Below are 18,035 nucleotides of genomic sequence, written 5' to 3'. Positions count from 1 at the left end.
GCGTGCACGTAAACTCTGACACAATTATAAGGTGAATTCCGCACCCTCCTTAAGTTTTCGAGAGTTGGCAAGCGGGAAGTCCCTGTTTGCATGAAAGGCGTCTTGAATGAACGGCCGGTTTTGGGACGTTAGAATGCGGTGAACAGCCTTAGACGCAAAGTCGGTTCATGGTCGTCTGCAACACTTGTCCGAAGCGCTAACTGCGCAAAGCTGCCGTTCAGACAGCAGCGAAAGTCTGGCTCCCGCCCATTGTGCAGTAAACCGCGCCGGCTTGAAGCCTTTGGGTCCTTCCTGACCCTAACTAACATGCGGGTAATTCGCACCCCGTGACCGAAGAGTTTGTACCCAGATTGAGGTGTTAAGATTTGGGTTGTTGTTGTTGCCCCAACCGATTGGAAAAAGTGGGGAAGCGGTCGACAAATCTATCGGGAGAGGGGGCAGGTCACCTTCTCTGCTTTACGAAGGGACATTGCTCCCGGCGATGCGTGCAAAAATCAAGGTTTTTGCACGCTTACACGCTCCATCAAATTGAAAAAATAGGGTGCCGGATCAGCACAGAAAAAGGAGAGGTATATGAGGAATTTGCCAGTGTTTTTTGCCTTGGCTTTGATACCCGTGCAGGTTTTAGCTGATGCACCCATCGTTCAGACAGGACAATCGTTCCGATGCACACCCACGCACGTTTGGGACGGTGACGGCCCAGTTTGGTGCGCAGAAGGGCCAAAGCTGCGGCTGTCAGGCATCAACGCACGTGAGACCGATGGCTCTTGCAGTTCTGGCATCCATGCCCGAGCGCAGAGGCAAAATGGAGTGATGCACGAGATTTCCTGGTGAGGCTGGTCGGCAGGCCCACTGGGCGAAAATCCAAGCATGGCCACATCCTAGTAAACGGACCAACCATGGATTGCCTTTCCGTTGGGCGCGCTGGCGGTGATCGCACAGGGGCCTGGTGCGTTTCCACCAGAGGCGGCGATCTAAGCTGCGCGATGGTAGAGAGTGGATTGGCCGCAAAGTGGGCGAAGTACTAGCGGGGGTATATCTGCCAGAATTAGGAGACCGGGTGAAAGGCCGTGATGTGGATCTGTCATGGTTCGATGCCGAACCTTTGATGACATTTACTGCCATAATGACGTCCATGTTTGACTCTATCCCTATCCCTATTGAATGAGCATCCACGTAGGGAAAAGAGTATGTCGCTTGTCGGAGAAAGACGAAAGTTTGCAGGCGGGATCGAGGCCGAGACCCTTGAGGAAGGCCTTCTGGTCCGCCAAGATGGCCATGCGTATGTCGCACGGAACTGGCAACTTTCGCCTGCTACTGAGGAGCTGATCGAAACTGCAATCGGGTCAGGGCTAGGGTGCATGATCCGAAACGATCATCCCCGCCGGAATGCCCGTTGGCCGAACACGCGGGGTGTTGTCTACCTCGCTTTCTCTCCAGACCCTGGAAAGCAGTGGTCTGTTGCAATTGATACTTTTCGCCCGGGCAAAGGCGACTACGGCGTAGCTGTCTTTAACGGAAAATACCAAGCTCAGTTCTTCAACGCCGACATTCCGTTTAGTTTTGAAGGCCGCAACAAATCGTCGGGTCATCTTGTCGTTGCACGTCAGGATGTGATCCCAACTTTGAAAGCGTTAGCTGGTTTTGATCATTCTGTCTTGGCACTCAATCGCGCGACTCATGCTGGTGAGGGCTTCACGACGGAGTATGTACTTCAACAGCAGATACTCAAGAACTGGACCGATACGCCTTGGGCTAACAGGTATGACATTGTCCAAGATGAGTATCCTATCGACGGAGGATTAAATTCGCGCAGGATCGATATCCTTGCTCGCGATAGAGAGACTGGTGACTGGCTCATCATTGAACTGAAGCGGGCTGAAGCATCGGAAGCCGCAGTTTGTCAGGTCACGGAATATCTACTTGCGCTTGGCAAGCTGGATGACTTTGCATCCGGTCGGTTGGACGGGGTCCTTGTCGCTGAGCGAGTACCTTCGCTCATCAGGTCCATTGCTGATAGCGAGGGTATCGAAGTTTATGAAGCTGTGTGGCCGTTGAAGCTCACTAGAGTTGCTTGAAGGGTTGATCGGCCTTTTCTGTTTGGCACGGCCTGTCATTTATGCACGCAACTTGTGCACGCTTTAAGTCCTTGATCCTAAAGGGCCGGTCGGAGCGTGCATAATTCGTGATTTTTGCACGATGAATGTCAACAAATAGGGGACATAGAGGCGAGTAAGGCAGGCTACTAACCTGCCTGTACTTACATCTTCTGTAGGCACTTCCATTTCAGGCCGGAGACGATACCCCAATTTCCTACCGCATTAGGGCGCCGCCAGCGGGGGACGTCCATATTACGAAGCGCCTTCAGGGCCTCGCCGAAGTCATCGAATTTCACTTCGCCGCCCTTAGGGCCAACGGTATAGCGCCCGTTCCTCGCTAATTCAGGCCCAAAGGCACTGCCATCGGCCGCGACAGGAACAAAAATCATCTGTTCCGTTTCATAGGAATTGACGGCTGGATATGACGCGACTGGCGCATTCACCGGACTCGGCGGCACCGTTTCAAGCGACGAGGTGTTTCGCATCGGCGAGGGCGGTGAGGATAAACCAACATCCTCATCGTCGAGTACGTCAAAATCCTTCGTTGCGCCTAGGATACCACGTTCTGCCAAGAGCACAATTTCAGCCGCCGCGCGCGCATCCTCCCCGGCATCATGGTGCTCGAAGCGTAACCCGAGGTGCGCCTTGAGCGAAGCAAGTCCATGCCCACCGTTGCCTTTCAATTCTGGCCAAGCCCGGCGCGCCACGCCCACACTGTCTAACCAGTCCCATGAGGGTTCTGAGCGACCGAGTTTGTCACAGGCTGCTCGCACAGCGCTTCGATCGAACCCTGAATGTTGGTAGACTGCGCGCCCACTCAGAATCTCGTTGAGCGTGTCAATTACAGCACCGATCTTTGGTGCACCCCGCACCATTTCATTAGTGATGCCGTGCAGATCGCTGAACGTCCAATGTGGAGACTGGGGATCAACAAGACTAGCCCATGTTTCTATGCTATCGTCGTGACGCACGCATGCGACTCCAATCTGGCAAATGCTTCCACGATCATGGTTCGCAGTCTCAACATCGAGGGCAAAGAATCGGAACGGACCGTTGGGCAGGGGAGGGAGACCACGTTTTCTTAAAGCCCTGGAGGAATGAGATGCTGCAACAGATATGTTCTTGCCATAGAAGCGATCCCGTTGCCGGTAAAGCGCCTCACGTTCGTACGGGCTGAGACTGAGACGCTCGATCAGCGCGTCAACCAACCCTTCAGGCTCATCGTAGGCATCCATGCCCCGATTGTTCCAAGCGGTCATCTCGGCAGGTGCCATGGCAATGACCTGGGCCTCGAGATCAGCAATGGGGGCGTGATCCGGTAGTGGCACCCAGACAGCGCGGCAGTGCTGCGCAATAAAGGCTTGGCGCATTCGACGAACGATCTTCATTTCACTCGCTGTATCAGGATCGTTCCGGTCGACCCACATCCGCCCGGTATTATACATGCGAGCAAAGTAATGGCTGTGGGTCTCTGAACCAGCACGATGACGACGGTGAATCCGTTCGTAGAACGTTTGGCTAATCGACGACGTTGAGCCAATGTACCGGAACTCTCCGAGATGGTCGAAAAGGCCGTAGATGCCACGCGCATCCTTTGGTGCCTCACAGGTCTGGCGCGGCTTTGCTAGTATCAATTCTTGCAGAATTTCAGGTGCAGTTGGGATAGTCATGCTAGGTTTCACTCCCTGCCAATGCGCTTCTGGATATGTCCCACCGTGACGACAGCGCCGTCATCTGTGAGAACAGCGTAAACATCGAGAAAGGGCTCGATTAGCCGCATGCCCCTTGCGCCGCCAAAGTGCTTTCGAAGCGCCTTTTTCCCGCGTTTGTCGAAGTAGACCTTCTCTTGGCCATACGACCGGCGAACTGATCCGAACCTGTCGAGAAGCTCGACAACAAACGGAGGAATGCCTCGTTGATTCAAACGCGCTTCAGCGTGATGTGTGAACGTTAATGTGGTCATTTCATGCCTCCTTGTCTTCAGGATCAAATTCGCGGCGGAGCACCACTTCCTGGGCTTTGCCCACGAAAAGAGGCACGTCCAGTTTAAGTGCCGTGGCAAGGTGCGCGGCATCCTCGACAGAGAATATCTGTGTGCCGTTGGTCCAAGCCTCCAGTTTTTCTGGCGACCAACCAAGTTGTGCGGGGGCTTTCTCAGGCGTCCCAAAAATTGGCCACAACAGGCGACTGACTAACTTACCCAGCCCTTGAGTTGTGCGTTCATTCGCAATTTGCGCAGTAAGAAACCGATCGTCTCGGAGGTTTTCGGGGGTGGGAACGAAGCCGCGGCGACCCTGAAGCCATGTCAGGGCTTCAGCGTGTTCAATCATGACTGGATTTTTTGTTCCAGGGATTGCACGCAACCCCCCGTCTCCTTTTTGCGCCAAGGCATTGCGGACGGCACCTTCCGTCATGTTTGCCATGAGGGCGACCTGTCGAGTGCTCAAATCAAACCCTTCTTCCAACGCAAAACGCGCGTAGGTCGCATCGGCAACTGTATGACACAAGCCTTGGTCGGTAAGGAACGGAAGCCTGTCACCACCATTATCTGACCTTGGTATGCCATCAATAAACACGAGCAAGTCTTGGACATAGCTTTCGTCGTGACTTGTAAGAACACTCGGGTTGAACGCATAATCAAAGCACCAGTCAAACTGATGTGCGATGTTGAAACGGCTCAAGTCCACCAGCTTTGGGTCATGATCAAAAAAGTTCCAGCTACCCTCGGGCTGCGGAAATCCAATGAATGCTTCCGCAAGCTCAACGCTACCCGCGATCACCAGGTGATCGGCTTGAATGAGAAGGATCTGACGAAGTTCGTCCAGGACATTTTCTTTGGTAAATCTTGGCATTATGATTCTCGCGCTGCATATTTGAATAATTCTTTTATGGGGGTGCAATATCTGTCCGTCAAGTTGTTTATGAAGTATACGCAAAATATTTGCATTAATTCCTCCTGCGTCTCAGCACTTCGACCGAGGGTGGCGGGCTGACAGGTCATCACGTTCGAAAAGATGGCCCTGGCGCTTAACAGTCCTAATGAGAAGGATTAACTCGCCGCGTTCTTCGACCGCTTACGCCACAAATGGCTGATTACGGCAGTGGTTGAGCTTGCGTCGAATAATCAAGACTTATGCACACCTTTCTTGATCCAATGATATCAATTACTTGGAGCGTGCAGAAATCGCGTTCATAATGCGTGAATGAATTCGATCGGCTACGCGCGCATTTCCACTTCCGGCCAGACCCTCGATGCTCAGCTTGAACAGCTTGGCACGGCAGGGTGCGATTGCGTGTTCCAGGAGACGATGAGCGGGGCGCGGAGCGATCGACCCGAGTTGAGGAAAGCCTTGGTCACCCTCTCCGAAGGGGATGTGCTGATTATCACGCGCCTCGATCGGTTGGCCAGGTCAACGCGTGATCTTCTGGATATCGTCCACGAGATCGAAACCAAGGGCGCGAAGTTGAAGGCTTTGACGGATTCATGGGCAGATACCACCACGCCCACCGGTAAACTCATTCTCACTGTCTTGGGCGGTCTTGCAGAGTTCGAGCGATCCTTGATTGCCGAACGCACCGCAGAGGGCCGCGAACGTGCCAGACGGGCAGGGCGCAGGTTGGGCAGACCCCCAAAACTCTCACAATTTCAGCGCGACGTGGTTCTCAAGATGCGTCTCGACGGACAGGACAATGCCGAGATCGCCCGCGTTCTTGGGGTATCCCGCTCAACGGTTTCTCGCATCAAGTAACGTCAGCACCGCTGATCCCCTGATTTTGATCCTTCTCTTCGTGTCCGCTTTGCGGGGCACGCTTCTCCCGTTCTCACCAAGAGTTTTGAGCGCGCCAGTCACGGCCTTCTTCTGGGCAGCCCTGGCAGACCCCCTCAGCCCTCGCAACGGCATGCGCTGTCTTTTCGCTTTGCCCGCCCCTTCGGGGTGCAAGAGCTGTTTGGTCCTGCCTCACCGGTCGCCATCAGGCCGCGACAGTCGCGGCTTTCAAACGGCTAAAGGATAAAGCTCATGGCCCGCAAGACACAGAAATTCGATATCCATCAGGAGATCACCAACCGCATCGTCGATGCGATCGAAACCGCCGGAGACTTCCGGCTTCCCTGGATCACGAGCAAAGGCGGCAGCTTTGAGCGTCCAGTCAACATCGCATCCAAGAACCCTTACAACGGCATCAATGTCCTGAGCCTTTGGGTGTCCGCACTGACCTGCGAGTTTCCTTCCAATGTCTGGGGCACGTATCGCCAGTGGCAGGAGAAAGGCTGCCAGGTGCGCAAAGGTGAAAAATCCTCGCTCGTCGTCTTCTACAAGACCTTCGAAGTCGAGGACGAGAATGAAGAAACTGGCGAGGCAGAGGCAGGTGAGCGCATGATGGCCCGCGCAAGCCGCGTCTTCAACGCCGCCCAGGTGGAAGGTTTCGAAGTTGTGGCCGAAAAGCTTCCAGACGAACCCACCTTCGACCCGATCCAACGCGCAGAAGAGTTCGCGCGCACCACAGGCGCACAGATCGAAGAGGGGGGCGACAAAGCATGTTTCATCCCGTCCCTGGACGTGATCCGCATGCCCGAGCGCCGTCGCTTCACAGGCACCGAAACCACGACCCCGGCCGAGGGGTTCTATTCAACTCTTGCGCACGAGCTGGTGCATAATGCCGAGCTTCGGATTATGCCGCGGTCACGTCCAAAACTTCCTACTTCGTTGGGATTTCGCCAATCTCAATCTGCATAAGACTGCCGTGAGAAACAGCGGCCATTTGCGAGTTAAGCAGCGAAGGCTGCCGAAAAGTCCACTTTACCGAATGCTGCAAGGATGATGAACGTCGGCTATGCCAGCTTGAACGACGAGCAGATCAGCGTTCGTTCTGCGGAAGACCGTCCGTAATTTTGTAGTAATCACCCTTTTCCGATACAAAGATATGCATGGAAAGGCCAGTGTCAGTTGCGCCGTCGAAGACGCCCATGGCGACTGCTGACCAATCATGGTGAATCGGGTCCCAAAAAAGCGTCGATCCGCAAATAGAGCAGAAGCCCCGACGCACTTTTTCTGAAGACCGATACCATCGGACATGCTCTTTTCCGTCTATCTCTATTGCAGCATCCGGAAGGTCTACCGAAGCCCCATAGTGCCCGGTTTGTTTGCGGCATGCTTTGCAATGGCAAGCATTGGGCTCTGGCAAGTCACTGTGAACAGTGACATGAACGGCTCCACACAGGCATGATCCTTCATGCATTCTGCATCTCCGTCTTTCCTGTCGAACGCGTACTTCGTCTGGCGCTCAGCTTGCGTATGATAGCCTTTGCTTCTGTGGGTGGTTTCTGTTCGACCCTTCGGTAATCGGTTCCATCTACTTGTCTTGTCAGCAGGCCACAGGAAATCATTGTTCTGCGCAGTGTTGCTGAGTCTTGAAAATGATGCTCCTCGTCAAAGATATCATTCACTGTTCGCTCACTGAGCGATGTGTTGGACGGCAACGTCGCCCACAAAGCCCAAAGCGCTAAGGTCTGTACCGAACTGTTGAATGTCATTGAGAACTGACCCGGTATTTTCACCGAGATTTGACCCGCCTTTATTGTTTATCAGCAGTTAGGTTTTGGTCAATGTTGGCGTCTCCTTTGTTGTTTTCTTTGCTGCCTCTGAACTGGCTTTGAAGCGGTAGCTGTCGTTGCCTGTTTCGAGGATGTGGCAGCGGTGCGTGAGCCGGTCGAGGAGCGCTGTTGTCATCTTTGCGTCTCCGAAGACCTGCGCCCATTCACTGAAGCTGAGGTTGGTCGTGATGACGACGCTGGTGCGCTCGTAGAGTTTGCTCAGAAGGTGGAACAGCAACGCACCGCCGGACGGGCTGAACGGCAGGTAGCCAAGCTCGTCAAGGATGACCACTTTGTGAGCATCTCAGCCATTTTCCCGGCCTTCCCAAGGGCCTTTTCCTGCTCCAATGCGTTGACCAGTTCGACAGTCGAGTAGAAGCGCACTTTGCGTCTGTGGTGTTCGATGGCCTGGACGCCGATTGCGGTGGCGACATGGCTTTTGCCGGTGCCGGGCCCACCGATCAGAACGACGTTTTCCGCGTTCTCTATGAACTCGCCACGATGGAGCTGTCGGACCGTGGCTTCGTTGATGTCGCTCGATGCGAAGTCAAAGCCTGCGAGGTCCTTGTAGGATGGGAAGCGCGCAACTTTGGTATGATAGGCAATCGATCGCACTTCCCGTTCGGCCATTTCCGCCTTGAGCAGTTGGGACAACATAGGTGAGGCAGCTTCAAACACGGGCGCACCTTGTGCAACCAAGTCATCGACCGCGTGCGCCATGCCTGTAACTTGAGACTGCGCAGCATGATGACGATGGAGGATCCTGCAGGATCATGACGCATTGCGTTTTCCTCCTACCTGTCTGAGGTCGTCGTAGCGATCCACATTTGCCTTTGGGGCCGTTTCTAAAGCGAGGGCATCTGGTGGATCGATCTCAGGGTGATTTGTCTGCTTTGGGTCAATCAGCCTGTGCAGCAGGTTCAAGGTATGCGTCTTGGTTGGCACCCCGGCTTCCAGTGCCAGTTCAACTGCTTGCAAAACTGCGCTCTCATCATGGTGCAAAACTAAGGACAGGATATCGACCATCTCGCGATCTCCACCTTCCTTACGCAACATGTGGTTTTGCAATCGACAGAAGATGTCCGGCATCTCTGTAAACGGCGCACCATTGCGCAGGGCACCGGGCTTGCGTTGTATGACAGCCAAATAGTGACGCCAGTCGTAGATGACCTTGCCTGGTTTACGATGAGAACGGTCGATAATCCGGTCATGGGTGCAAACAGTCTGACCCTCTGCAACAAGGACAAGCTGTTCTGGATAAACATGCAGGCTCACACGCCGGTTCGCAAAACTGGCTGGGACGCTGTAGCGGTTGCGCTCGAAGGTGATCAAACAGGTCGGAGACACGCGCTTGCTATGCTCAACAAAGCCATCGAAGGCTGGCGGCAGAGTCATCAACGTTGGCCTCTCTGCGGCCCAAGCATCGGCGACTGTGCCAGGTAACGCGCGATGCGCAGTCTCGGACCAAAGGGCTATACAACGGTCTTCAAGCCACTGGTTCAGTTCCTCCAGATCCTTGAATACAGGCATGACCTGCCACAGCCGGTTCCGGGCATCGCGGACGTTCTTCTCAACTTGGCCCTTCTCCCAGCCCGCCGCCAGATTGCAGAACTCAGGTTCAAAGACGTAATGGCTGGCCATCGCTTTGAAGCGCGCATTGATGTCGCGTTGTTTCCCGCGACCGACACGATCTACGGCCGTCTTCGCTCGTCCATTGTTCTTGAACCAATGGCGAACAAGGTCTCGCTATCATAGATGCCTCGTCCCGGAACGCCGCCGAACACGCGGAATGCATGCCAGTGGGCATCGAACAGCATCTCATGTGTCTGTAAAGGATAGGCCCGAACAATAAAGGCGCGGCTGTGTGAGAGCTTGGTGTGTGCCACCTGCAACTTGACGCGTTCGCCCCCGATCGTGGCCCAGTCTTCGCTCCAGTCGAACTGGAACACCTCACCCGTTGCACGGCAACACATGCAAAGCATGTGTGAGAGTGGGGTTGGAACATCAAAGGCACAAATGTCCCGCGCCCGGTCGTTTGTTCTGCGCGATGCCGATCAGCCCGCCATGCACGCGCAAAAGCGGCAACGCGCTCATAGGATCCATCGTACCCGAGCTTAACCAGATCTTCATGCATCAGCTTAACGCTGCGCCGCTCTTTCCGAGATTTACGGGTCTGCGCCAAAAGCCATGCCGACAACCGATCCGCGTAAGGATCCAGCTTGCTTGGCCTCGACGGTGTCTTGAACGTCGGTTCGGCCGCGCCTTCACGCAGGTACTTCCGGATAGTGTTGCGAGATAAACCCGTGCGCCGCGCAATCTCTCGTATCGGCATTTTATCACGCAATGCCCAGCGTCGAATGACACTCAAAAATCCCATGTCGATCACTCCAAATCTCCCTGAACAAAAGCGTCAGGGCCATGTGTGCACATGGGTCAATTCTCAGTGACAATTTATGGGGCTACCGGGTCAGTTCTCAAGGACATTTAACATCCGCTTAATTTCTTGTTTTATTTCAAGTGATACTTTTGCCTGAGCAGGCACTTTCTCTCACAATGTCATGATATGTCCGAGATTGCCTTAAGCAGTGCATCACGGGCGTCTGAGTAGAATTGAATATCAACCTTCGTCGCCATGTCATCTGACAATTCGACAAGCTGCCGTCTACATGCAACCGGCATCAGGATCGCTGTCGCCCCCTTTTCTACTGCGATTTCAACCATTTCCACGGGGTTGTGAAGGGTCTCGATCGAGCCACCTAAATTGACCTCGCCAACGATGACCAACCCGCCTCGAATAGGTTTTTTTAGCAGGGCAGTGCATAGGGCTACCAATGCAGCAACACCTGTTTTTGAGCCAGTCTTCGCGGCGTCAAATGCCCTGAGCTGAACAGAGAACTCGTGATGACGGGGGTCCTTGTCTCCAACTAGCTGAGCCGCTCGTGCATAGAGATTTTGTTCGGCATAACCAATGCTCTCCTTGAAAGCTGCGGGGACTGGCTTGTTTAGAATTCGAACGCCAGACCCTGGGCCTTCATTCACTTCAATTCTAAAAAGCCCTGGGTGTTCACCTTCGCCTCCTGGTCCAACAGTCCAGACTTGGCCAGGCTCCAATGGATCACCTGCGATGCTATTGTCATTCTGTAATTCTGGCGTTGAAACGAATTTTTCGACGCCGTCATCGCCCATAGTGTAGCTGAAATGGGTGTTCCTGAACTCGGCAGCCCCGATCCGTTTCTGTTGCTCTTTGACCCGGCGACGCGCCTCAAGTGCAATTCGGACAGCCCACTCAATATCTTCGTCGAGAACGTCATCTGGTGTCGGATATAGAAGCTTCAGCAGCCCACTCGCCGTTTTGTTCACAGCATTTGCATCACGACCCGATAGGGCACCACCAAAATATACCTTTCCTTGAAGCAAACCAACGCGATTTTCGTTCCGGAGCTGGCTCCAGCATTCGGAGAGGAAGTCGCTCACCAGTCCAAAATGAGAAGTCAGTATCGCCTTGTTGATTTTGGGTACGTCCCAGCCAGGTAAAAAGGCATGAATACGATCCATGAAAGCCGTGTCGTCTTTCATCTCCGGCGGCATCGGACCAAAGAGGTGACCGATACGCTGTTGGTGCTCGACATCGACTTCGAAGTTTCCGACCAGTACGATGCTGCCGTCCGCGCGAATGCTTTCTTTGCCTCTGCTGAACTCACCCGACTCCATGTACCCCTTCATAATATTGACGCCGTCTTTTTGATCGAATGAAATCCCGGAGACTTCGTCAAAACAAACGACATCATACTGGCAAACAAGCCCGCGTTGTCCGTTGGAATTGTTTACAAACATCTTTGCTACGGTGGCCTTTCCGCCGGAAATCAGATGTGAATAGGGTGAGACCTGCTGAAACAGATGGCTCTTGCCTGTGCCTCTGGGCCCTAATTCGACCAAATTATAATTGCGCTCCACGAATGGGACCATACGCAACATAATTGCGTCTTTCTGACGTGCTGTACGATCAACCGGTTCGATACCAATTGATCGCAACAAGAAGTCTTTCCACTCAGACGTACTAAATGTCTGACGTGCCTGCGCTAGATCGCCAAGCACGTTACGTTTAGAAAGCTGAATTTCCCGCAACGCCGAAATCCCGAAGGGACGTCCCTTACTTTCTTGGGCGATCGACGCGTCGTAATTCAGCGTGACCTCGGCGTAAAAACCTCCGGTCAACATTCGTTCATGTTCCTGAACTTGCTCTGGACTAATTCGGACATCTGTCAGCCTCAAGCTTGGCAAAGATGCAACGTAAGAGTCTGTTTTGGCGTCAAGCCTCGCAGTGATGATATCTATGATCTTCACGTTGCCTTCTTCACGGGCCCGAGCTTTAAAGAGCTCTTCTTCACCCGCGCGAACCGTTCGAGATTTCAATTGCCGCTCGACAATTTCCAAGCCTTCTTCGATCTCTTCTGGATCAATGCTGGCGCAGTATCTGCCCAGTAAAAACTCCACCACGTATGTTGGAACCGGGTACTGTCGGCTGAAGGTTCGGACCAGGTCTTTTCGAACGAGGTACCCGTCGAGGCTTGCTGCTGCCTTTCGGTCAATGTCGTCGAGTTCGATCATGTACCCTCTCCACCAATACTTATTGTTACTTGCCCAACAGCTGCACCTATTTCGTTGACAATGATCAGTGTTGCTTCGGTCCCTTCTAGGTCTTCGTTGTCGACTACGACGGATGCGGACCCTGAGGCTGAAAACGGCTTTGGTTTCACTACTACAGTGCTGCCTGGGTTAGCCGGCTGCTGGCGAATATCAAGCGTTAGAGTCTCATTGGGAACAGCGATAACAGCCGTGCAGCGCAAACCCTTCCAAACGACATCTGAGATTTCAACGGTCGTCGCTGGAGCGCTCGATGAAGGCCTCACTTGTAGGTGAAGGGTTAGGCATTCCTGGAGGCTCAATCCTCCATGAGTGTATTCTTGCCCCGAGCGGAAACAGGCAATGCCGTTGGCAAGGGCGAAGTGATGGGAAGGGTTCCAAAACCACGGAAACAGGGGGATATCTGTCTGCGCTCCAGGTTTTATTGCCGCGCACCGACCCCATTTGTTCACCGACAAAGCGGTTGGTAGTTCGATTTTGGGCAACCCTCCTGGAATCATGAGCCACCCGTGGTCGGTGACAATTTGCACGCTCTTCCACCCGCTTTCTAGAAGCTGGACGATGCGGTTTTCTATCTCGGCGATCAATACATCGATGTGGCGAGCCAGTTTCCAACCGCGTTCGTGGCCTTCGTGGTCAATGTCAGCCAATTCCGTCCAAGCTGTTCCGGACGGATCGCCAACTTCACCTCGATTCAGTATTTGATATCCCGCGTCAGTTATCAGTTTCTTGAAATGATAACCTCCCCTGAGAGACTGCCCGGATGCAGCGACTGAGGGATCGAATTCTTCGCTCTGGTCGCGTCCTTCGATCTTATGCAACACTGGTGACACTGCAGGTTTTGCGGTCGAGGTAACGCTCGGTAGAGCCGACCACGCTGGCGTTTCAATTACTTCCAGTCCGGCGCTTTCTAGTTTGATTGATAGCCGTTTCCCTAGGTCAAACCTCAACCCATCAACGAACAGTAAGCATTCGGAGTTTGTGCGGCTTATTCTGGGTTTTGACGCATTTGACCCACCAGGGTAGCCATCACTTTCAACCAGCTTCTGAAGATGGCGTGCGGACGCTTCGGCCCAAGGCAAATAAATCGACCTTAACGCGGCAATCACTGACGTGGCGTTGGCGTCTGTATGGGCCTCCTGCAAAGCGGACAGTACTGCATCGTCTGCTTTCCAACCTCCTGTGGTGTAGCTGGTTTCAACATCATCCAGTGTCCCGCCAGCCAGGGATTGTTTTGTTATTTCAGCTAGAACAGCAAGATGCTTGAGCGACTTGACAAGCGGCGCGTGTCCCATTTCAGCCCAAACCAGAGTTCGCCTCGCCGCATGTTTTTCTTCTAGCTCTTTCAAGGTCGTTCGCGCCTGCGCATCGGTCGACGCCCCGAGTGCCAAGAGCTTTTGACGCAGTGAATCTTCTTCGGCATCGTTCCATTGCGGCCAGGCCCCCCTTGTTGAAATATCGCTCAAAAGATCAAAGGACGGCATTTGACAATTACGAAGCGTATTTGGAATGTTCGGGTATCGCTGCGGGGCTTCGCAGAACCGCGCCCAAACCGCGCCCCATTGTCCCTCCCGGCCAGCAAGCTTTTCAGCACCTGTCAGAACGCCAGCGGTTCGGGGGTCAAGGCCGAGTTGGGACGAGCAGATGTTGCTGAACGCTCCCCAGGCGGCCGGACCGATGCGGTCGGTGTAGGCGTCGCCTTGATCGATCCAAGTCAGCACATCGCGTGTTAGGTCCCCACTGGTCAACAGACCGTTGAAGAAATCCCGGTCCAGCCTTTTGCCGTCAAGCGCGGAAACCTCCTGCTCGAGCACTTCGTTCAGCGCGGTGATCATGGCGGCTCGGGTATCGGCGTCGGCGGTTACCTCGAGGCCGAGGCCTCCCTGCGCAGATTTCAGGAAGGCCAGAACAGTCCAGTCCTTGGCACTGACCTGTGACCAGATCGTGCCGCGATATTGCAGCTCGGCGAGGGGTTTGAGGGCGTCGGGGCATTCGTTCACGGCGCGTAGGTCGGTTCGCGCGACACCTGGCAGGTACAGGATCGGAACGCTGCCAACCGGAAAGTCGATGTTGTCCAGGGTCCCCGCGATGGCACAGCGCAACCAAATAGCAGGGCCTGTGCGCCGTTCCGGTGCATAATCGCCAAGCACCACCATTTCCGGCAGGGCGTCCTGAAGCTGCGGCACAACCGCTTCCCACTGCCGGTCCGGATCGGGCCAGAGGATGCAGGCGGGTTTGACCTGCACCTCGGGATTATGGGCCGCCGCACCACGGACAGCGTTCTGCAACCGGTCGATCACCTTCACTTAGCGGCCTCCCGCGCGGCTTTCTTCTCGGCCAGGCTCAGATGATGATCGTTGATGCGGTCACCATTGAACGTATCGAACCACGGGGCTGAGGCGACATCCTTGCCGCGGTCCTTGGTCCATTTGATGTTGGGCTTGTCGCGCAGGACACCTGCATCCCGTTTGGCCACATCGCCGACGGTCAGGAACGGACGGATGTTCAGGCGCACTCCATCGTTCAAATCGGGGTCCCAGCCGATGGGCTGCTCCTCCAGCGGCTTCCAACGCACAAAGATGTCGTGCGGGGATTCACCCTCCAGGATCAGCTCCAGCTTCTTCTTCAGCGCTTCGGCAGCAGCCAGCTTTTCCTGCGCGCCGTCAACACCGCGAGCGATGTCGTCGCGTTGGGTTTTCATCCAGTCGCCGAGATAGGTGTAGATCAGCGTCTCGAGCGTTTTGCGATCCAGCTTGTGATAATTGACCAGCGCGGCAAAGCCGTCCTTCAGGCCGTCCCAGATGTGCCAGATGAAAGGGCGATGCTGGAACAGCTTGCAGTGCTGCGTGAAGAACTTGTCGCGCAACCAGGTGTCGAGCGATTTGCCCGCGTGGTCGGCGCTTGCCAGCAGCTGGGGCAGCGTGCTGGTCGTCCAGGCGTCGCCATAGGCGGTTGCGAGCAGGTTTAGCAGACGGTCTTCGGCCTTGGCTTCACCGCGAATTGGCGGGATGCAGACAATGCCGTCTTCATCCGCGTGGAGCAGCAGGGCGTCGCAACGGTCCACCCATGCGCGTTGCTCATCCGCCAGTTCCATTTCGTGATCGAGTTCGGCTGGCCAGCGATAGCCAAGCAGGCGTGCGACCGCGACTTGAAGAACCGTATCGTCGATTCGCAGCTTACCATCAGAAATCCAATTGCTGTTCTCATCTAACGTCACGGAGCCACAAGGATGGCCGTGGAATATCCATTGATTGGATTCATTCGTCGCCGCTTTGATGAGGCTATTACCGAAACTAACCGAAGAGACATTTGCGGGATCAAAGGGAACTTTCGTAAACGTTCCAGCAGTCACAGACATCTTTTTGTCCAGCATTCTCAGGAGCGTCTGCAGCTGGCCAGACACGCAGAATTGCCAAACGGCATTCAGATCAGCCTTCGTATAAGGTCGGATAACCGCAACATTGTCGTCGAATAATTCGCCGCTGTAAGGTGTGAAACGCAGCGTTCCAGCTTTGCCTATCGCAACCCCTCGTTTTCCGTACACACGTTGCCCATGGTGACGGAATCCTATTTCTACTTCTGGGTTATGGCCCCCTGCGCCCCAAAGAATGATTTCTTGCCGTCCCGTCCATGCCGAACTTAAATCTGGACTGTTCAGCCAAAGTTGATGCCCTTCGGCGAGCTTTGAAAATTCCCAAAACTTCCGGAGATAATGAGGCCCATCACCGGAAACACTACCTTTCCCGAAGTCTGCAAACTCGGAAAGCTGACTTCCAGAATCCTCTTTCAGCTCAAAGGAAATTCTAGAGTCGGGGTTCTTAAGCTGTGAAATCTGAGAAGTTTTGAGTGGTGCAGATTCCGATATATGACGAATTTTGTCACTTAAGTTGTTGATTCCATCTAATTCAAAACCAAAGATATTACTTTCGGCATTTGGCTTTTCGGCGTGGGTGATCTGAAGGCAAACATTTACGACTTCTCCTGAAATTGTCTCAAACGCGCCTGGTCCAAGTCTTGCAATAAACGAAATTTGCCTTTCAGCTAGAAGTTTTGAGCGCAACCCTTCATAATACTTTAGAAATAACCAGTACTGTTGGGTTACGACCGCAAGAGTACCTGCTGATGACAGAAAGTCTTGACATCGTTCGATGAAAACGGTCGCAAGGTCATACTTAGATTTTGGGTAATCTCTTTCACAGAACGCCTTCAGCTTTTCAGAGTGATCGCCGCCCTTAAGATATGGAACATTGGTCATTACTAAATCAAAATGACCGGACAAGAGCGTTGCCGCTTTTGCAATGCCATGCGCGGCGACTGTTGCCTCCTGCCTTTCAGCTTGGGTCTCTTGATTAAGCGCCTTGTCGAGCGTTGCAGACAGATCATCCCAATCCACAATCTTGGATGCAGCGGATTTCGCCGGGTTCAAAAGACTGCCAAGCACAGGCGCATCGCGGAACGTATCGTGCATCCAATCCAGCGCAATGCTTAGATTTTGCTTGCCAAAGCCAAGCTGCTTCCACTCCTCCTTGGCCACGCTGACAGACAGGCCAGAGCAGGCGAGGTTCAATTCCGGCAGCGCACGGTAACCGCCCGCATCGGGATATTTCCATGCCGTCAGAGCCAGTGCGAAAGCGGCCAGTTCCACACAGCGCTGATCGATCTCTAACCCGTGGATGTTCTCGCGCAGCACCGCGTCCACCGAGTCCTGCGCGCTCAGGCCGTCGCATTCCATCCGCATCGGCACCAGCATCAGGAAGATCGATACAAGGAAGTGCCCCGATCCGCAGCAAGGGTCGAGCGTGGTGAGGTCTTTCAGCTGTTCAGGCCACCCATCAAACGTTCCGGCCGCCGGGGCCCAAGTGCCGTCCTCGTCCTGCACAAAGCGCAGGTAATCGAGCGGCACACCGGGGAACGACGCCTTGCGGCGCAGTTCGTCTTCGCTGGTCGCGGTTTTCAGGTCCTGCTCTGTCAATCGACGGGCGGCCCACCATGCCCCCAAAGCGTTGTCCAGCAGGAAGCTGACCATATAGGGTTCGGTGAACAGCTGCGTGACGGCGGGCAGTTCCCGCGCGCCGATCTTCACCTCGGATCTGTTGATCCGCTCTTTGTTGTCCGCTTGCCAGAACTGGTAGACCCAGCCGAGCGAGTCCGACGCCGTGAAGACCTCGCTCGGCAGGCTTTCAACGTGCTTCTCCAGCCGCTGCTGGTATTCCGGTGGCAAGGACAGCTGGAATACGGGGGAGTCCAGCCGGAAGATCTGCGGCAGCATCCTGGCCGCGTATTGAGCCGCCAGTTCCCATCCGTTGGCCGCGCCTTCATCGGCGGCAAGGTCTTCGCATTCCTCGAGAGAGACGGCGACCGGCCCGCTGGGGTCGGGGTACATGAGCAGGTTGTTCTCGGCCAGAAAGCGGGCGAAGAGCATACGGTGCCAATGCTCGTACCCGACTTCTTCGATCAGCCGGTCAAGTTCCTGCGTTTTCCTTTCGGAATGGCGCTTGTCACCCAACTGACGTCCGTGAATACGCAAACGTCGCCGAAGATCGGTTTCTTCATCCGACATGTGTGCGAATGCGGACGCCTCACCGACGCCCAGTTGTTGAAGCGCTGCTTCGGCTGCGCTTTCGGCCACTGTCCGCGCTGCTTTTACAGTGCGCTCCAGTTGGTTCCTAAGGGTCTTTTCAAGCGGCTGCATACCGGTG

11 protein-coding genes and 2 pseudogenes are annotated in these 18,035 nt (G+C 54.4%); 3 read left to right on the top strand and 10 right to left on the bottom strand.

Annotated elements, in window-relative coordinates; genetic code table 11:
* The first annotated feature begins 1,190 nt into the window (after nucleotides 1-1,190).
* Nucleotides 1,191-2,078 (top strand): endonuclease NucS domain-containing protein, encoded by an 888-nt coding sequence (locus Z947_RS0116720; RefSeq protein WP_025045430.1) that lies wholly within the window; start codon nucleotides 1,191-1,193, stop codon nucleotides 2,076-2,078.
* A gap of 182 nt (nucleotides 2,079-2,260) precedes the next feature.
* Here the strand turns inward: Z947_RS0116720 and Z947_RS22400 are convergent, their stop codons facing one another.
* The 3 genes from Z947_RS22400 to Z947_RS0116705 are packed head-to-tail and all read right to left on the bottom strand — an operon-like array spanning nucleotide 2,261 to nucleotide 4,951.
* Nucleotides 2,261-3,769 (bottom strand): 3'-5' exonuclease, encoded by a 1,509-nt coding sequence (locus Z947_RS22400; protein ID WP_025045429.1) that lies wholly within the window; start codon nucleotides 3,767-3,769, stop codon nucleotides 2,261-2,263.
* Nucleotides 3,770-3,777: 8 nt separating this feature from the next.
* Nucleotides 3,778-4,062 carry a hypothetical protein gene (locus Z947_RS0116710; RefSeq protein ID WP_025045428.1) on the bottom strand — a complete coding sequence of 95 codons (285 nt, stop codon included), beginning with the start codon at nucleotides 4,060-4,062 and terminating at the stop codon, nucleotides 3,778-3,780.
* A gap of 1 nt (nucleotide 4,063) precedes the next feature.
* Entirely contained in the window at nucleotides 4,064-4,951 is an 888-nt protein-coding gene (locus Z947_RS0116705; protein WP_025045427.1) for a hypothetical protein, read from the bottom strand.
* A gap of 351 nt (nucleotides 4,952-5,302) precedes the next feature.
* On the opposite strand from Z947_RS0116705, the gene Z947_RS0116700 reads away from it, so the two are divergent.
* A complete protein-coding gene (locus Z947_RS0116700; protein ID WP_025045426.1) occupies nucleotides 5,303-5,848 on the top strand; it encodes a recombinase family protein in 546 nt (181 codons plus the stop codon).
* A gap of 270 nt (nucleotides 5,849-6,118) precedes the next feature.
* Complete coding sequence (locus Z947_RS21210) at nucleotides 6,119-6,835, top strand: ArdC family protein (RefSeq protein ID WP_025045425.1); 717 nt, start codon at nucleotides 6,119-6,121, stop codon at nucleotides 6,833-6,835.
* Between the two features lie 121 nt (nucleotides 6,836-6,956).
* On the opposite strand, the gene Z947_RS21205 is transcribed toward Z947_RS21210, so the two are convergent.
* From Z947_RS21205 to Z947_RS0116660, 7 genes and pseudogenes are all read right to left on the bottom strand, one after another.
* Nucleotides 6,957-7,337 carry a GFA family protein gene (locus tag Z947_RS21205; protein WP_037938989.1) on the bottom strand — a complete coding sequence of 127 codons (381 nt, stop codon included), beginning with the start codon at nucleotides 7,335-7,337 and terminating at the stop codon, nucleotides 6,957-6,959.
* Nucleotides 7,330-7,632, bottom strand: coding sequence for a DUF2087 domain-containing protein (locus tag Z947_RS21935; RefSeq protein ID WP_081781168.1), 303 nt, complete (start codon nucleotides 7,630-7,632; stop codon nucleotides 7,330-7,332). The genes Z947_RS21205 and Z947_RS21935 overlap by 8 nt, the downstream gene beginning before the upstream one ends.
* 58 nt (nucleotides 7,633-7,690) lie before the next feature.
* Nucleotides 7,691-8,474 (bottom strand): annotated as a pseudogene (gene istB, locus Z947_RS21200) (IS21-like element helper ATPase IstB).
* Nucleotides 8,464-10,069, bottom strand: a pseudogene (gene istA, locus Z947_RS21195) (IS21 family transposase). Before istA ends, istB begins: the two co-directional pseudogenes overlap by 11 nt.
* A 179-nt stretch (nucleotides 10,070-10,248) precedes the next feature.
* Nucleotides 10,249-12,300: a protease Lon-related BREX system protein BrxL gene (gene brxL, locus Z947_RS0116670; RefSeq protein ID WP_025045424.1), complete on the bottom strand. Its 2,052-nt coding sequence runs from the start codon at nucleotides 12,298-12,300 to the stop codon at nucleotides 10,249-10,251.
* A complete protein-coding gene (gene pglZ / locus Z947_RS0116665) occupies nucleotides 12,297-14,642 on the bottom strand; it encodes a BREX-1 system phosphatase PglZ type B (protein ID WP_025045423.1) in 2,346 nt (781 codons plus the stop codon). The genes brxL and pglZ overlap by 4 nt, the downstream gene beginning before the upstream one ends.
* The gene (locus tag Z947_RS0116660; RefSeq protein WP_025045422.1) at nucleotides 14,639-18,028 is read right to left on the bottom strand and encodes an Eco57I restriction-modification methylase domain-containing protein; all 3,390 of its coding nucleotides are present in this window, start codon (nucleotides 18,026-18,028) and stop codon (nucleotides 14,639-14,641) included. Before Z947_RS0116660 ends, pglZ begins: the two co-directional genes overlap by 4 nt.
* Nucleotides 18,029-18,035: the final 7 nt, after the last annotated feature.

Origin of the sequence: Sulfitobacter geojensis (assembly GCF_000622325.1) — a bacterium.
Lineage (GTDB): Bacteria > Pseudomonadota > Alphaproteobacteria > Rhodobacterales > Rhodobacteraceae > Sulfitobacter > Sulfitobacter geojensis.
This window is presented reverse-complemented; position numbering and strand designations above follow the sequence as displayed.

What these genes read in the sequence shown, in the direction of transcription:
- Z947_RS21205 (WP_037938989.1), bottom strand. Translation starts at nt 7,337, where the DNA reads ATGCATGAAGGATCATGCCTGTGTGGAGCCGTTCATGTCACTGTTCAC.
- Z947_RS0116710 (WP_025045428.1), bottom strand. Translation starts at nt 4,062, where the DNA reads ATGACCACATTAACGTTCACACATCACGCTGAAGCGCGTTTGAATCAA.
- Z947_RS0116700 (WP_025045426.1), top strand. Translation starts at nt 5,303, where the DNA reads ATGAATTCGATCGGCTACGCGCGCATTTCCACTTCCGGCCAGACCCTC.
- Z947_RS21210 (WP_025045425.1), top strand. Translation starts at nt 6,119, where the DNA reads ATGGCCCGCAAGACACAGAAATTCGATATCCATCAGGAGATCACCAAC.
- Z947_RS22400 (WP_025045429.1), bottom strand. Translation starts at nt 3,769, where the DNA reads ATGACTATCCCAACTGCACCTGAAATTCTGCAAGAATTGATACTAGCA.
- Z947_RS0116705 (WP_025045427.1), bottom strand. Translation starts at nt 4,951, where the DNA reads ATGCCAAGATTTACCAAAGAAAATGTCCTGGACGAACTTCGTCAGATC.
- brxL (WP_025045424.1), bottom strand. Translation starts at nt 12,300, where the DNA reads ATGATCGAACTCGACGACATTGACCGAAAGGCAGCAGCAAGCCTCGAC.
- Z947_RS0116660 (WP_025045422.1), bottom strand. Translation starts at nt 18,028, where the DNA reads ATGCAGCCGCTTGAAAAGACCCTTAGGAACCAACTGGAGCGCACTGTA.
- Z947_RS0116720 (WP_025045430.1), top strand. Translation starts at nt 1,191, where the DNA reads ATGTCGCTTGTCGGAGAAAGACGAAAGTTTGCAGGCGGGATCGAGGCC.
- Z947_RS21935 (WP_081781168.1), bottom strand. Translation starts at nt 7,632, where the DNA reads ATGACATTCAACAGTTCGGTACAGACCTTAGCGCTTTGGGCTTTGTGG.